Source organism: Solwaraspora sp. WMMD791, from assembly GCF_029581195.1.
Taxonomy (GTDB): domain Bacteria; phylum Actinomycetota; class Actinomycetes; order Mycobacteriales; family Micromonosporaceae; genus Micromonospora_E.
This window is the reverse complement of sequence record NZ_CP120737.1, coordinates 3121357-3135516: the sequence shown is the minus strand read 5'-3', so window position 1 is coordinate 3135516 and position 14160 is coordinate 3121357. Positions and strand designations below refer to the sequence as shown.

8 protein-coding genes are annotated in these 14160 nt (G+C 74.1%); 6 read left to right on the top strand and 2 right to left on the bottom strand.

What is annotated here, in order from left to right:
- Positions 1-52: 52 nt before the first annotated feature.
- From O7623_RS13700 to O7623_RS13675, 6 genes are all read left to right on the top strand, one after another.
- Positions 53-1741 (top strand): methylmalonyl-CoA mutase family protein, encoded by a 1689-nt coding sequence (locus O7623_RS13700; protein ID WP_282229002.1) that lies wholly within the window; start codon positions 53-55, stop codon positions 1739-1741.
- A gap of 97 nt (positions 1742-1838) precedes the next feature.
- Positions 1839-2750 (top strand): ATP-binding cassette domain-containing protein, encoded by a 912-nt coding sequence (locus O7623_RS13695; RefSeq protein ID WP_282229001.1) that lies wholly within the window; start codon positions 1839-1841, stop codon positions 2748-2750.
- A gap of 5 nt (positions 2751-2755) precedes the next feature.
- Positions 2756-5878, top strand: coding sequence for an FtsX-like permease family protein (locus O7623_RS13690; RefSeq protein ID WP_282229000.1), 3123 nt, complete (start codon positions 2756-2758; stop codon positions 5876-5878).
- Positions 5875-8946: an FtsX-like permease family protein gene (locus tag O7623_RS13685; protein ID WP_282228999.1), complete on the top strand. Its 3072-nt coding sequence runs from the start codon at positions 5875-5877 to the stop codon at positions 8944-8946. Before O7623_RS13690 ends, O7623_RS13685 begins: the two co-directional genes overlap by 4 nt.
- A gap of 6 nt (positions 8947-8952) precedes the next feature.
- Positions 8953-9894 carry a tetratricopeptide repeat protein gene (locus tag O7623_RS13680; protein ID WP_282228998.1) on the top strand — a complete coding sequence of 314 codons (942 nt, stop codon included), beginning with the start codon at positions 8953-8955 and terminating at the stop codon, positions 9892-9894.
- Between the two features lie 8 nt (positions 9895-9902).
- Positions 9903-11162: an arginase family protein gene (locus O7623_RS13675; RefSeq protein ID WP_348775145.1), complete on the top strand. Its 1260-nt coding sequence runs from the start codon at positions 9903-9905 to the stop codon at positions 11160-11162.
- A 382-nt stretch (positions 11163-11544) separates the two neighbouring features.
- On the opposite strand, the gene O7623_RS13670 is transcribed toward O7623_RS13675, so the two are convergent.
- Positions 11545-11892, bottom strand: a complete 348-nt coding sequence (locus O7623_RS13670; RefSeq protein ID WP_282228997.1) for an NUDIX domain-containing protein — start codon at positions 11890-11892, stop codon at positions 11545-11547.
- A 202-nt stretch (positions 11893-12094) separates the two neighbouring features.
- On the bottom strand, positions 12095-14065 hold the full coding sequence (locus tag O7623_RS13665) for a penicillin-binding transpeptidase domain-containing protein (RefSeq protein WP_282228996.1): 1971 nt from the start codon (positions 14063-14065) through the stop codon (positions 12095-12097).
- Between the last annotated feature and the right edge of the window lie 95 nt (positions 14066-14160).

The window sequence follows — 14160 nt, the reverse complement described above, 5'->3', positions numbered from 1 at the left end:
ATCGTTCAGTGAGCCTCTAGACTCGGAGTCGCCGTACGACGAGGAGGCCCCGATGGACGCCGAAGAGATCGCCGCCGGCCGCGCCCGCTGGCAGGCCCGCTACGACGCGGCGAGCACGCGCGACGCCGACTTCACCACCCTGTCCGGTACGCCGGTGGAGCCGCTGTACGGGCCACCGGCCGGGGCCGCCGTCCCCGGCTTCGAGCGGATCGGCTGGCCCGGCGAGTACCCGTACACCCGGGGGTTGTATCCGACCGGCTACCGGGGGCGGACCTGGACGATCCGGCAGTTCGCCGGGTTCGGCAACGCCCGGCAGACCAACGAGCGGTACAAGATGATCCTCGGCGCCGGCGGCGGTGGACTGTCGGTGGCGTTCGACATGCCGACGCTGATGGGCCGCGACTCCGACGACCCTCAGTCGCTCGGCGAGGTCGGCCACTGCGGCGTGGCGATCGACTCCGCAGCCGACATGGACGTGCTCTTCGACGGCATCGACCTGGCGGCGGTCACCACGTCGATGACCATCTCCGGTCCGGCGGTGCCGGTGTTCTGCATGTACCTGGTCGCCGCCGAACGCCAGGGCGCTGATCTTGCCACTCTGGACGGTACGTTGCAGACCGACATCTTCAAGGAGTACATCGCGCAGAAGGAATGGCTGTTCGCCCCCGAGCCGCACCTGCGGCTGATCGGCGACCTGATGGAGTTCTGCGCCGAGCGGATCCCGCGCTACAAGCCGCTGTCGGTCTCCGGCTACCACATCCGGGAAGCTGGCTCCACCGCCGCCCAGGAGCTCGCGTACACCCTCGCCGACGGCTTCGGCTACGTCGAGCTCGGGCTCTCCCGCGGCCTGGACGTCAACCGGTTCGCCCCCGGGCTGAGTTTCTTCTTCGACGCGCACGTCGACTTCTTCGAGGAGATCGCCAAGTTCCGGGCCGCCCGGCGGATCTGGGCCCGCTGGCTGCGCGAGGAGTACGGCGCCACCGACGAACGTGCCCTGTGGCTGCGGTTCCACACCCAGACCGCCGGGGTGTCGCTGACCGCGCAGCAACCGGTCAACAACGTCGTGCGTACGGCGGTCGAAGCGCTCGCCGCCGTGCTCGGCGGCACCAACTCGCTGCACACCAACGCGCTCGACGAGACCCTCGCGCTGCCGACCGACGAGTCGGCGGAGATCGCGCTGCGGACCCAGCAGGTGCTGATGGACGAGACCGGGGTGGCCAACGTGGCTGACCCGCTCGGCGGCTCCTGGTACGTCGAGGCGCTCACCGACCGGATCGAGGCCGAGGCGGAGGAGATCTTCGCCCGGATCCGCCAGCTCGGCGGCGACGGCCCGCACCCGATCGGTCCGATGACCTCCGGCATCCTGCGCGGTATCGAGGACGGCTGGTTCACCGGGCAGATCGCCGAAGCGGCGTTCGCCTACCAGCAGGCGGTGGAGGCGGGGCGTAAGAGGATCGTCGGGGTGAACTGTCACACCGGCACCGTCGCGAAGGAGCTGGAGATCCTGCGCATCTCCCACGAGGTGGAGACCGAGCAGCGCCGGCTGCTGGCCGCCCGTCGGGCCGACCGCGACGACGCGGCAGTTCGCCGCCGCCTCGACGAGCTGGTCGCGGTCGCGCGCAGCGGGGACAACATGGTGCCGGTGATGCTCGACGCGGTGCGCGCCGAGGCGACCCTCGGGGAGATCTGCGACGCGCTGCGCGGCGAATGGGGCGTCTACCAGGAGCCGGCGCGCTTCTGATCCCGACGCGGGTTTCAGCTGCCCGGCCGTGCCGTCGGCCTAGGGCGGAGCTTTTCCGGGTCAGCGGCCCCGGCGTGATCGTGGTAGGCAGTACGCCGTGACGGGACTTGCGGTGAGCTGTCGACGGGTCGTGCAGATCTACCGGGGCGAGGCCGGCGACGTTGTCGCGCTCTCCGGTGTCGATCTGACGATCAATCCGGGCGAGATGCTGGCCCTGGTGGGCCCCTCCGGCTCCGGCAAGTCGACCCTGGTGGCGCTGCTCGCCGGACTGATGCGCCCGTCGGCCGGGCGGGTCAGCGTCGGCACGTACGACCTGGGCAAACTCTCCGACCGGGAGATCTCCCGGATGCGGGGTACGCAGATCGGCGTGGTGCTGCAGGGCGCGGTGCGCAACCTGCTGCCGTACGCGACGTTGCGGCGCAACGTGTGGTTGGCGCAGCGGCGGGCCGCCGCCACCGCCGGCATCGACCTGGACGATCCCGACCGCATCCTCGACCTGGTCGGGCTGCCCGGTCAGGGTGGTGCCCGGATCGCCGACCTCACCCCCGGCGCCCGGCAGCGGGCCGCCCTCGCCGTCGGCGTCGCCGCCTCGCCCGGCCTGTTGCTGGTCGACGAACCGACCAGTCAGCTCGACACCCGGGGCCGCGACGAGGTGCTCGACGCGTTGGAGACCGTCAACGCCGAGCGGGGCACCACGATCGTGGTGGTCACCCACGACGCCGCCGTCGGTGCCCGGCTCGGCCGGGCGGTGACCATCAGAGACGGTCGGGTCGGTGCCGAGGGCCGCGACGGTGAGGACTTCGCCGTCGTCGCCGGGGACGGTACGGTGCAGCTGCCGCCCGAGGTGCTCGGCGACTTCCCACCCGGCACGCTGCTGCGGGTGGCCCAGGTCGACGGCGCGGTGACCCTGGTCGTCGGCGGTGACGCCGCCCCGCCGCACCTGCTACCCGGTGACCCGACCCCGACCGACCCGCTGCCCGGTGGCGCCAACAGTGCCACTGTGGACTGATCGCGATGTTCGCACTGATTCTCGGGGCACTGCGGGCCCGCGCCGGCCAGACCGTCGCCCTGCTGGTACTGACCGCACTCGCGGTCACCGCGACCACCGCCGCCCCCTGGTACGCCGCGGCGGCCACCCGCACGGTCGCCGAGGCGGCCGTCGCCGACGCCGGGCCGGGCCAGCTGGCCGCCCGGGCGACCGGCCGGATCGAGCTCGACGGCCCGGACCTGCCGCGTGACCAGGTGGTCGACCCCACCACCGGCGACCGGGCCGCCCGCGACACGGCCGGCGCGGAACTGCTCGCCCAGGCCCGCGACGGCGGCTCGGCGGTCATCGGATTACCGGACGCGCAGGTCAGCAGTTCGGTGTGGAGCGTCGGCACCCTCGCCTCCGGACAGGTCGGGCTCCTGGCCGACCTGGTGCACCGGGAGCAGGTCTGCGACCACCTCACCATCACCGGTGCCTGCCCCGCCGACCCGGGCGACGTCCTGATCAGCGCCCGGACGGCCGAGCGGCTCGGCGTCGACGTCGGGGACCGGCTGACCCACCAGGCGAGCCGCCAGGCGGCGATCGCCCTCACCGTCACCGGCACCTACCAGGTCGCCGACCCGCACTCGCCGTACTGGGCCTTCGGCCTGCTCGGCACCGGCGCCGGCACCGACGACGCGAGCACCGACAGCGGTGACCCGGCGTACGCCACCGCCGGCACCCTGGCAGCCACCCCGGCCTCGGCGCTCTCCGTCGACCACCATCTGATCCTGCCCGGCGCCGCCTTCATCGACGGGGTCGACGTGGCGAGCGCACTGCGCCGATCCGCCGGCGGCGGCAGCGGACGCTGGCTGACCCGTACCGACGCCGGCATCCTGGTCAACCAGATCAACCGGCACCGTCAACTGGTCAACCTGGGCGTCGGGGTGGCCGCCGGGCAGTTGCTGCTGCTGTCCTGGTTCGCCCTGTTCTTCGCCGTGCGGCACACCGCCGAGCACCGCCGCCGTGACCTGGGGCTGGTCAAACTCCGGGGCGGTGCCCGATGGCGGGTCTGGCTGCTCACCCTCGGGCAGAGCGGGCTGCCGATGCTCGTCGGCGCGCTGATCGGCCTCGCCGCCGGAGTGCTCTGTGCCCGGCTGCTCGCCGGTGCCGGACCGGACCCGGACCGGCTGGCCACCGCCGCCCGACTCGCCGCCGCCGCGGCCGGTACGGCGGTCGCCGGCGCGCTGGCCGCCGCGATCGCCGCCGACCTGAGTAACGCCCGTGCCGGGGTGGTGGACCTGCTCCGGCACGTCCCGGCGCGCCATCGCGGCTGGCGGGCCGACGTCGTCGACCTGATCGCCGTCGCGGTCGCCGCCGCCGGGCTCTACCAGGCGTACACCGCCACCACCGCGCCGGGCGAGGTCAGCGGCGTCGTGCTGCTCGCCCCGGCGCTGCTCGCGCTCGCCGTCGCGTTGATCGCCGGCCGGTTCGCCACCCCGGGGGCGGCCCGCGCCGGTGCCGCCCTGCTGCGCCAGGGCCGGCTGCCCGCCGCGCTGGCCGCGCTGCACCTGGCCCGCCGCCCGGGCACCGCCCGGCTCGTCGCGCTACTCACCGTCGCGGTGGCGTTGTTCGGTACGGCGATCTCCGGCTGGACCGAGTCGCTCGACGCCCGCGCCACCCGGGCCACCCACGCCGTCGGCACCGACCAGGTCCTCACCGTGCAGGCCCGCAGCCGGGCCCACCTGCTCGCCGCGGTCCGGGCCGCCGACCCGTCCGGCCGACAGGCGATGGCGGTGGTGAGCAACGCCACCGGCTCCGCACAGCAGATCCTGGCGGTGGACACCGCGAGATTCGCCGCCGTCGCCGCCTGGCACCCCTGGTACGGGTCGGCGGCCGCCGAGGTGGCCGCCGCGTTGACCGCGCCGATCACCGGGGTCACGGTGGCCGACGGTGAGCTGCGGCTGACGGCGGTCGGGCCGGCCGACGTACCGGTCAGCGTCGTCGCCTACATGGTCGACCAGGTGGGCAGTCCGGTGACGGCGGTCTTCGGTCCGCTCGGGCCGACCTCCGGCGAACATCGCGCGACGGTCGACGGGTGCGGACCGGACGGCTGCCGGCTCACCGCACTGGAGCTGCGGCAACCAGGCTGGAACGGTCGACCGGTACCGGCCGAGCCGGGGCTGACGGTCACCCTGCGGGAACTGGCCGGCACCACCACCCCCGTGCTGGACCGCGCCTTCTTCGCCGACCTGCGCAACTGGCGCGGCCCGGTCGCGGCCGGTGCGATCGGGCCCGCGTTGACCGTCGCCGACGGGGGCCTGACCGTCACCGCGCCCGGGCCGGGCCGGGACCGGTCGACCCGGGTCCACGTGATCGAGACGCCGGTGCCGCTGCCGGTGGTGCGCTCCGGCCCGGAACTCGCACCGGAGCTGCCCGGCGACCCCCGGCTGGCGGTCTTCGGCGCCGACGACCTGCCGGTGCGGTACGTGGCGGTGGCCGACGCTCTGCCGCAGGCCCGGGTCCGGGGCTACCTGGTCGACCTGGAGCTGGCCGACCGGCTGGCCGGCAGCGCCGGCAGTGGCGACGTCCCTCAGGTGTGGTTGGCCCCCGACGCCCCCGCTGACCTGGCGGACCGGCTCACCGCGCAGGGCCTGACGGTCATCGGCGTCGAATCCCAGGCCGACGTGGTGGAGCAGTTGGGCCGGCAGGGGGCACCGTCGGCGTTGCGCTTCCAACTCGCCGCCGGCCTCATCGGGCTGCTGCTGGCGGCCGGCGCGCTCATGGTGGTCGCGGCGGTGGAGCGGGGCGACCGGTCTGCGGAGCTGACAGCGCTGCGGACGCAGGGTCTGCCGGCCAGGGCCGTCGCCCGGATCGCCTACGGCGGGTACGTCGTCACCGCCGCGCTCGCGGTGGTGGTCGGGCTGCTGGTGACCGTCGTCGGCCGGTTGCCCGTCCTGCAGACGATGCCGGTCTTCGTCGACAACTGGGCGGTGCTGCCGCTGCGGATCGGCCCGCGACCGGTGCCACTGCTGATCACCCTGGTCACCGCGACGGTGGTGCTCGGCTGCGCCGCCGTGTTCGCGGGCCACCGCCTGGTCCGTGCGGTCGAATCCCCCGCCGAGGAGCCTGCCGTCGACACCCGACCCGCCGACCGGAGCCACCGATGATCTCACTGCTGTTGTCGATGGTGGCTGCCCGGCGCGGTCAGGCGCTCGTGGTCTTCGTACTCAGCGTCTTCGCCACGGCGGCGGCGGTGACCGGCCCGGCGTACCTGGCCGCCGCCGACCGGGCCGTGGTGGTGGCGGAGACGTCGGCGACCGGCCGGTCACAGCGCACGGTCAGCTTGTCCGTTCCCGACCTGCCCCCGGGCCAGGAGGGCGCGTTCCAGGCCGTCACGAACGCGGTCGGTGAGCTGCCCGGGTTCCGTACGGTCTACTCGGTGCAGTCGCCGATCCTCGGCGTCGAATCCGTCGCCACCGAGGTGTCGTACCTGGCCTTCCGCGAGGACGTCTGTGCCCACCTGCGGATGGTCGAGGGCCGGTGCCTGATGTCGCCGTACGAGGTGGTCCTCGGCGTCGACACGGCCAGCCGGCTGGGAGTGGTCCCCGGCCAGGGCATGACCATCACCGTGGCCCAGTACGATCCGGGGCAACGGATCTACCGCCCCGCCGGCGCACCTGCCCAGGTCACCGTGGTCGGCCTCTACGCGCCGCTCGATCCGGACGCGCTCTACTGGGGCCGTACACCGTACTTCGTCCCGGGCACGCTGGACGCCTATCGTGAGCCGGTCTTCACCGGCCGGTTCACCGTCGACGACATCGACCGGCCGGGCGATTTCCGGAGCGTCGAGGCGTTGGCCAGCGACGACGCGTTGCGACCGGAGCGGCTGCCGGCCCTCGACCGGCAACTCGACGACATCGGCGAGCGGCTCAGTGTCGAGGGCGGCGGATTCGTCCACCTGACCGACGACGTGAGCTCCTTGCTGGACCGGATCGCTCAGGCCCAGGCGCTGACCCGTCAGGTGGTGCCGGTCGCCGCCGTACCGCTGGTGATCCTCTGCCTGTTCGTCGTCTTCATGGCGGTCGCCGCCGGAACCGTCGCCCGCCGTACCGAACTGGGCCTGCTCGCGCTGCGCGGTACGCCCCGGCGGGCCCGCTGGCTGCTGGCCGCCGGCGAACCGGCGGTCGCGATCGCCCTCGGCGCACCGGTCGGCTACCTGCTCGGGTCGGTGTTCGTCGGCGTCCTTGCCGGCCTGCGGTTGGAGGAGGGCCGGTTCGCGCCGGTCACCTCCGGTACGGCCGTGCTGGCCGGCTGCGCCACGCTCGTCGGCGCGCTGGCCGTCGCGGTCCTCGCCCAGCGCCGGGAACTGGCCAGCCCGGTGGTCGATCTGCTGCGCCGGGTGCCGCCCCGGACCCGGCTCTGGGCGTCGCTGCTGGTCGAAGCGGTCATGCTCGCCCTGACCGTGGTCGCCGTAGCCCAGCTGCGGCTCTTCGACAGCGAACTGGTCGGCCTGTCGTTGCTGGTGCCGGCCCTGATCGGGGTGACCGTGGCGCTGGTCGCCGCCCGGCTGGTGGCACCACTGACCGGGCGACTCGGCGCCGCCGCCCTGCGTCGGGGCCGGCTCGCCGCCGCCCTGGGGCTGCTGCACCTGGCCCGCCAGCCGGCCGGTCAACGCCTGTTCACCCTGCTCACGGTCACCGTCGCGGTGACCGGCTACGCGGCCGTCGCGTTCGACGTGGCAGAGCAGTCCCGGTCGGCGCGGGCCGAGGTGCAGGCCGGCACAGACCGGGCGTTGACCGTGCTGCCGGTTCCCGCCGGGACGCTGCTGACCGCCGTGCGCAGCGTCGACCCCGACGGCCGGTACGCCATGGCCGTCGGGCGGGCCGGTGCCGACGCCGGGACCGGTGCCGACATCCCGGTGCTGCTGGCCGACACCGCCGCCCTGGCGGCCACTGCCCGGTGGCGGCCGGACTTCGGCCCCGCCGGCGCGGCCGAGGTCGCCGACCGGCTGCGGACACCGGCCGGCGCGCCGATCGCCGTCGACGGGACCGAGCTGGCCGTCGAGTTGACCCTCGCCGCCCCGGGGCGTACCGCGGCCGGGGCGCCGGACGACGACGCGCCACCGGTCGGCGACGTGCGGTTCACCGTGCACCTGCGGTCCCCGTCGGGGCGCCTGGTCACCGCGTCGGTGACCGCCAGCGCCGGGCAGCGCAGCTACCCGGTGTCCGTCGACTGTACCGACGGCTGCCAGCTGGCCGGGTTCTCCGTCCGGTCCGAGCCGGCCGGCGGCGCGGCGACGTCCCCGGAGGAGACCACCTTCCGGGTGGTCCCGGACGTGACGGTGACCGGGCTGGCCGTGGACGGGACCCGGCTGCTCGACCCGGCTGCGTTGAGTGACGAGAGCCGTTGGCGTCTGCCCTCCGGCGGCGCCGTCGATGTCGACCCGGCCGGGCTGCGGGTACGCCCCGGCGACGCCGCCGACCCGTGGATCCTGCCGGCCGACGTCCCGGTCCCGCTGCCGGCCCTGGTCACCCGGGTCGACGACCGGCCGCAGGGGCTCAAGCGCACCACCATCCGGTTGGAGACCGGCGCACCGGTCGAGTCGGTGACCGAGGCACCGGTCGAGGTGCTGCCGGCCCTGGGCACCCGCGGCCTTCTGGTCGACCTGGAGTACGCCGTACGGTCGGTGCCGGAGAACACGGTGCTCGACACGGCTCAGGTGTGGCTCAGCCGGGACGCCCCGGCCGACGTCGCCGAGCGGCTCGACGTGGCCGGGCTCACCGTGACCGGCGAGGTCACCCCCGAGCGGGTACGCCAGCGGCTCGACCGGACGGCACCGGCCCTGGCGATCTGGTTCCACCTGCTCGCCGCCGCGCTCGCCGTGGTGCTGGCCTGCGCCGGGATGGTGCTGCTGGCCATGGTCGAACGGCGCCGCCGGGGCGAGGACCTGACGGCGCTGACCGTCCAGGGGCTGTCGGCGCGGACCGCGGCCCGGTCGCTGCGCTGGAGCGCGCTGCCGGCGGTGGTGCTGGCCACCGTGACCGGGCTCGGCGCCGCGCTGCTCGCCTGGTGGGCCACCGGTGGCTACCTGCCGGTCGCCACCGACGGCGACATCGCGCTCGCCCCGGTCGAGTGGCCCCGGCCGGTCGCCGTACTGGTTCCCGTGATCGGCGTCATGGTGCTGTTCGGGGCGGTGGCGCTGGCGTTGGGACGCACGGTTCGCGTGCGAGACTAGGTAACCATGAGCGACCCACGTACCACCCCGTCGATCTTCACCCGCGGCGCGGTAGACCTGAGCTCCCTGCGCAGCGCCGCGCCGGCCGCCCCGCGCCCCGGCACAGGGGCCCCGACCAGCGCCGGTGGCGGTCCGGCCGCCGGTCCGAGCGGTCCCAGTGGTGCGCCGGCCGGCGGCGGTGTCGCCGTCATCGACGTCACCGAGGCGACGTTCCAGTCGGAGGTCCTGGAACGCTCGATGACCACGCCGGTCGTCATCGACTTCTGGGCCGAGTGGTGCCAACCGTGCAAGCAGCTCTCCCCGGTGCTGGAGAAACTCGCCGCCGAAGGCGGCGGCGCCTGGGTGCTGGCCAAGGTCGACGTGGACAGCAACCAGCGGCTGGCCCAGATGTTCCGGGTGCAGTCGATCCCGATGGTGTACGCGGTGGTCGGCGGCCAGCCGGTCGACGCCTTCGCCGGTGTGGTTCCGGAGGCCCAGCTGCGTCAGTGGATCGGCGCGGTGCTGAAAGCCGGTGGCGTCGCCGTCGAGGCACCCGAGGATCCGATGCTCGGCGCGGCTGACGAGGCACTGATGATGGGCGACCTGGACGCCGCCGAGCAGGCGTACCGGAAGATCCTCAACGAGTCGCCGGCCGACGCGGCCGCCGAGGCCGGGCTGGCGCAGGTGGCCCTGGCCCGCCGGGTGCAGGGGGTGCAGCCGGCGGCGGCGCTCGACGCGGCGCGGACCGCGCCGGACGACGTCGCGGCGCAGCTGCTCGCCGCCGACGTCGAGGTGCTCAACGGCCAGGCCGATCAGGCCTACCAACGGCTGATCGACCTGATCCGGCGCAGCGCCGGCGACGACCGGGAGACCATCCGCAAGCACCTGGTCTCGCTGTTCACCGTGGCCGGCCCGGACGATCCGGCAGTGATCAAGGCTCGCCGCGCGCTGGCCAGCGCGCTGTTCTGAGCCGCGCGATGCGCCGGATAGCCGTCCTTGACGCACCGTCGAATCTCGGTCTGCGCCCGCCGACCGAGACGTCGGTGCCCGGCTGCGCGAAAGCGCCCGGCGCACTGCGTGATCACGCCCTGGTGGCCCGGCTCGGCGCCCGTGACGCCGGCTGCCTCACCCCACCGAGGTACGACCCGGCGGACTGGCGCCCCGGTGACGGGGTGTGCCACGCCGGGTCGATCTCGGCGTACTCGACGGCGCTCGCCGGCCGGATCGGGGCGATCATCGACGCCGGCGAGTTTCCGGTGGTGCTCGGCGGTGACTGCTCGATCCTGCTCGGCGCGGCCCTGGCCATGCACCGGCTCGGTGAGTCCGTCGGCGGCCGGATCGGGCTGGTCTTCGTCGACGGGCACTCCGACTTCCGCCACCCCGGCAACGCCTCCTACGTGGGCGCGGCGGCCGGTGAGGACCTGGCTCTGGTCACCGGCCGGGGCCAGCCGGATCTGGCCGCCATCGAGGGCCGGCGGCCGTACTTCCGCGACGTCGACGTGGTGGTGCTCGGTATCCGGGCCCAGGACGAGTACCGGCTCGATCTGCAGGCGGCCGGGATCGTCACCCGGCCGGTGCCGGCGCTACGGGCCGAGGGCGCGGCCCGTAGCGCCCAGTGGGCCCGGGACCAGCTGGTCGACTGCGCCGGCTACTGGGTGCACGTCGACGTCGACGTGCTGGACCCGGCGGTGATGCCGGCCGTCGACGCCCCCGACCCGGGTGGCATCGCCTTCGCCGAGTTGGAGCTGCTGCTGGCGGAGCTGGTCGACACGCCGCACTGTCTCGGTGTCGAGCTGACCGTCTTCGACCCGGACTACGACCCGGACGGCAGCTACGCGGCGGACATCGTCGCCACCCTGGTCGCCGGGCTGCGCCCGGTGCACGGTGACCGGCCCGCCAGCGACGCGGCCCCGGCGTCGCCGGCCCCGCAGACGTCGACGCCGCCGGCCACGCAGCCGGCGGCCCCCGCTGCGGTCCCGGCGGTGGCGACAGCTCCGGTCGCCGAATCGACCGCCGCCGGATCGGCCGAGCCGGACGCTCCGGCGGCGGCGGCGCTGCGACCTGCGGTGCCACCGGTCCCGCCGGTGACGTTGACGATCGCCGACCGGATCGCGCCGCGTGGGGCGACCAAGCCCGGACGGCTACGGCGACCGGCGCCGTCCCCACGGCCCGCTACCGCAGATTCCGCCGACCCGACGCCCGACGAAGTGCCCGCTCCGCCTGCCACTGAGCCTTGACCCGAGACTTCCCATCAGGACCTTGGATAGTGCTGCGATGGTCTGAGCAGACTGTCGGTCCCGGCGTTTCGAACCGGATGTCGGTGAAGGTATGCGGCGGTAGTTCGGTAGCCGAGAACCTCGTCGCTGATGCGGAAGACTTCGGGTGCCAGAGGCCTGACCCGGCCACCGCCCGGCAGCCGGGCGGTAGCCGGGTCGCGGTCAGCAGCCAGCCGCGCGGGGACGGAGTGACGACGAGAGCCCCATCGGCTCCGCCCGCCACCGACACCTGACTCGCTACTACCTAAGTGGACCCTGCTTCGCCTGCTGGCCAGGTGCCTGCCGCGGTTTGAGCTGCGGAGGGCAACCCGCCGTGCGATTCGGTGGAATCCGGCGCTGCCGTCTACCGGTGTGTCTTGGCCCACCGGGCGGCCGCAGCGACCAGTTCGGGCAGCTCGGCCGGGGTGGGGAGCCCGGCGAGGTCGGCGACCGGTACCCAGCGGGCGTTGGCGACTTCCTCCAGCTGCGCGGTCAGGTCGCCACCGCAGGCGCGGCACACGTACACGAAGTCGATGTGCCGATGTGCGCCGATCTTGGAGTCGGTGACGCCCATCTCGATGACCGCCCACGGGGCTGCGTGGCTTGCGACCACCGGGTGGGTGAACGCTGGTTCGCCGAGCACGGTGGCCTGGATCCCGGTTTCCTCGGCCACCTCACGCACCGCCGCCTGGGCCGGGTCCTCGCGATCCACCGGCTCCGCCCGGATCATCAAGGGATTGAGCAATCTCGGCGGCACGCTGACACGTCGCTGGCCCACCCTCGCCGGCACGGCCGAATTACGGGAAGCCCTCGCAGCCTGACGACTGTTCCACAATTCGTCATTACCTAACAAGATCAACGGCCGTAGTGTGAGGAAACCGGCCCTCCGCGCTCAAGTCTGCCTCCGCAGCCGATCAGTTGGCGGCGAGGCCGCGCAGGAAGGTCTCGGCGATCGGCACCGCCTGGCCCGAGCCGGATCCGCCCTGCTCCACGAAGACGGCGAAGGCCACGTCACCCTGCCAGCCGACGAACCAGGCGTGCGTGTTGGCCGGATCGTCGTCGTACTCGGCGGTGCCGGTCTTGCCGTGCACCGGATCGCCCGGCACGTCCCGCAGCGCCTCGGCGGTGCCGACGGTGACCGCGTCGCGCATCATCGAGCGCAGCGCCTCGACGGCGGCGGTGTCCAGTTGCGGGCCGTCCGGCTCCGGCGTCGGCGGGGCCGGCTCCGAGATCAGTTTCGGCTGACGCCACTGCCCCCGGGCGACCGCCGCCGTCGCACCGGCCATCGCCAGTGGACTGACCACCGTCGTGCCCTGCCCGAACGCGGCGGCGGCCCGCTCGGCCGGTGGGCCGCCGGTGGAGACCGTACCGGTGAAGGCCGGCACGCCCAGCCGCCACTGGCCTTCGAGCCCGAGCAGCCGGCCGGTCTCGGCGAGCCCGTCGGCCCCCAACTCCGGCGCCAGGTTGGCGAAGGTGGTGTTGCACGACTCGGCGAAGACGGTCCGCATCGGCACCCGCCCCAGCTCGAAGCCGTTGGCGTTGGTGAACGTCCGGCCGTCGACGGTGGCGGTCTTCGGGCAGTCGACCGGGTCGTTCGGGCCGACCGCGCCGGCTTCGAGCAGGCCGAGCGTGCTGACCATCTTGAACGTCGATCCGGGCGGGACCTGGGCGGTGAACGCCAGGTTCTCCGTACCGCCGCCGGGGCCGTTGGCGACGGCGAGCACCGCGCCGTCGCTGATCCGCACCGCGACCAGGGCGCTGCGCCGGGACACCCCGGTCAGCGCGGCGTCGGCGGCGGTCTGGGTGGCGACGTCCAGCGTGGTCCGCAGCGCCTCGCCGGGCTGGGCGTCCGCGCGGAACAGCACGTCGCCGCCGGTCTGTGCGCCGTCCGGGGCGGTGCCGACGATCTGCACCGAGTAACCCGGTACGCCGCGTAGCCGCTCCTCGTAGGCGCCCTGCAGCCCGCCGTGCCCGACGAGGTCGCCGACCTCGTACCGGCCGGGGTGTGCCTCCATGTCCTGACGCTGCACCGGGTCGACCGTGCCGAGCAGCGCGCGGGCGAACTCCCGGGTCGGTGCCAGGTCGCGTTCCTCCCGACGGAACTTGGTGCCGGGCAGGTCGTAGATCCGGTCCCGGATCTGCTGGTACGCCTCCTCGCGCAGGGTGACCACCTCGACGAAGGCGTCCGGTTGCGCGGCGGTGAGCCGGTCGGGCAGCCCCGCGACGTCGATCGGCGGGTCCAGCGCCGGGCGGATCGCCCGGAACGCGGTGTCGAGCGCGGTGACCAGGGCGGCCGGGTCGTCGACCTCGTTCGGCTGGACGCCGACCACGACGACGGCGCGGGGTGCCACGATCGGCTGCCCGGCCCCGTCGAGGACCGACCCGCGGACCGGCGCGATGCGGTTCACCGCCAGCTGGTCTCCGCTGTCCAGTTGCGGGTGGACGATCTCCGGGCTCCAGATGACCTGCCAGGCGTCGTCGGCGCCCCGGCGCAGCCGGACCGACGTGGGGTAGCTCCACCGCACCTCGCCCGGCAGCGTCCACTCGACCGTCACCGTGCCGGTGGCGATGTCCTCGGTGACCGGGGCGTCGCCGTCGCGCCGCAGCTGCGGCGGGCTGTCGGACAGGCCGCCGGCCAGCGCGGCCAGCTCCTCGGTGACCTGGGCCGCCGGCACCCGCTGACCGGCCGGGGTGATGAAGCCGATCGCCGACAGGTCGCCGCGCTGCCAGCCTTCGATGAAGGCGTCGACCGTGGCTTCCGGTCCGTCGTCGGACGAGCAGGCGGTCAACACGGTGGCCACGGTGAGCACCGCCGCCGCGACCGCGACCGGCCGGCGACCCCAGCGGTACGGACGACGGTGCTGGTGCGCTGCCTGATGACGCATGCGACGGTCCCCTTCCGGACGCATGGCGGACTCCACGCACCGTAGTATCCCGCCGCACCCGCCGCTGCCCCTGATCGTGCGGTAGTGACCGACGC

Coding starts and splice junctions, on each gene's coding strand:
- O7623_RS13700 (WP_282229002.1), top strand. CDS start 53: ATGGACGCCGAAGAGATCGCCGCCGGCCGCGCCCGCTGGCAGGCCCGC.
- O7623_RS13690 (WP_282229000.1), top strand. CDS start 2,756: ATGTTCGCACTGATTCTCGGGGCACTGCGGGCCCGCGCCGGCCAGACC.
- O7623_RS13685 (WP_282228999.1), top strand. CDS start 5,875: ATGATCTCACTGCTGTTGTCGATGGTGGCTGCCCGGCGCGGTCAGGCG.
- O7623_RS13680 (WP_282228998.1), top strand. CDS start 8,953: ATGAGCGACCCACGTACCACCCCGTCGATCTTCACCCGCGGCGCGGTA.
- O7623_RS13675 (WP_348775145.1), top strand. CDS start 9,903: ATGCGCCGGATAGCCGTCCTTGACGCACCGTCGAATCTCGGTCTGCGC.
- O7623_RS13665 (WP_282228996.1), bottom strand. CDS start 14,065: ATGCGTCATCAGGCAGCGCACCAGCACCGTCGTCCGTACCGCTGGGGT.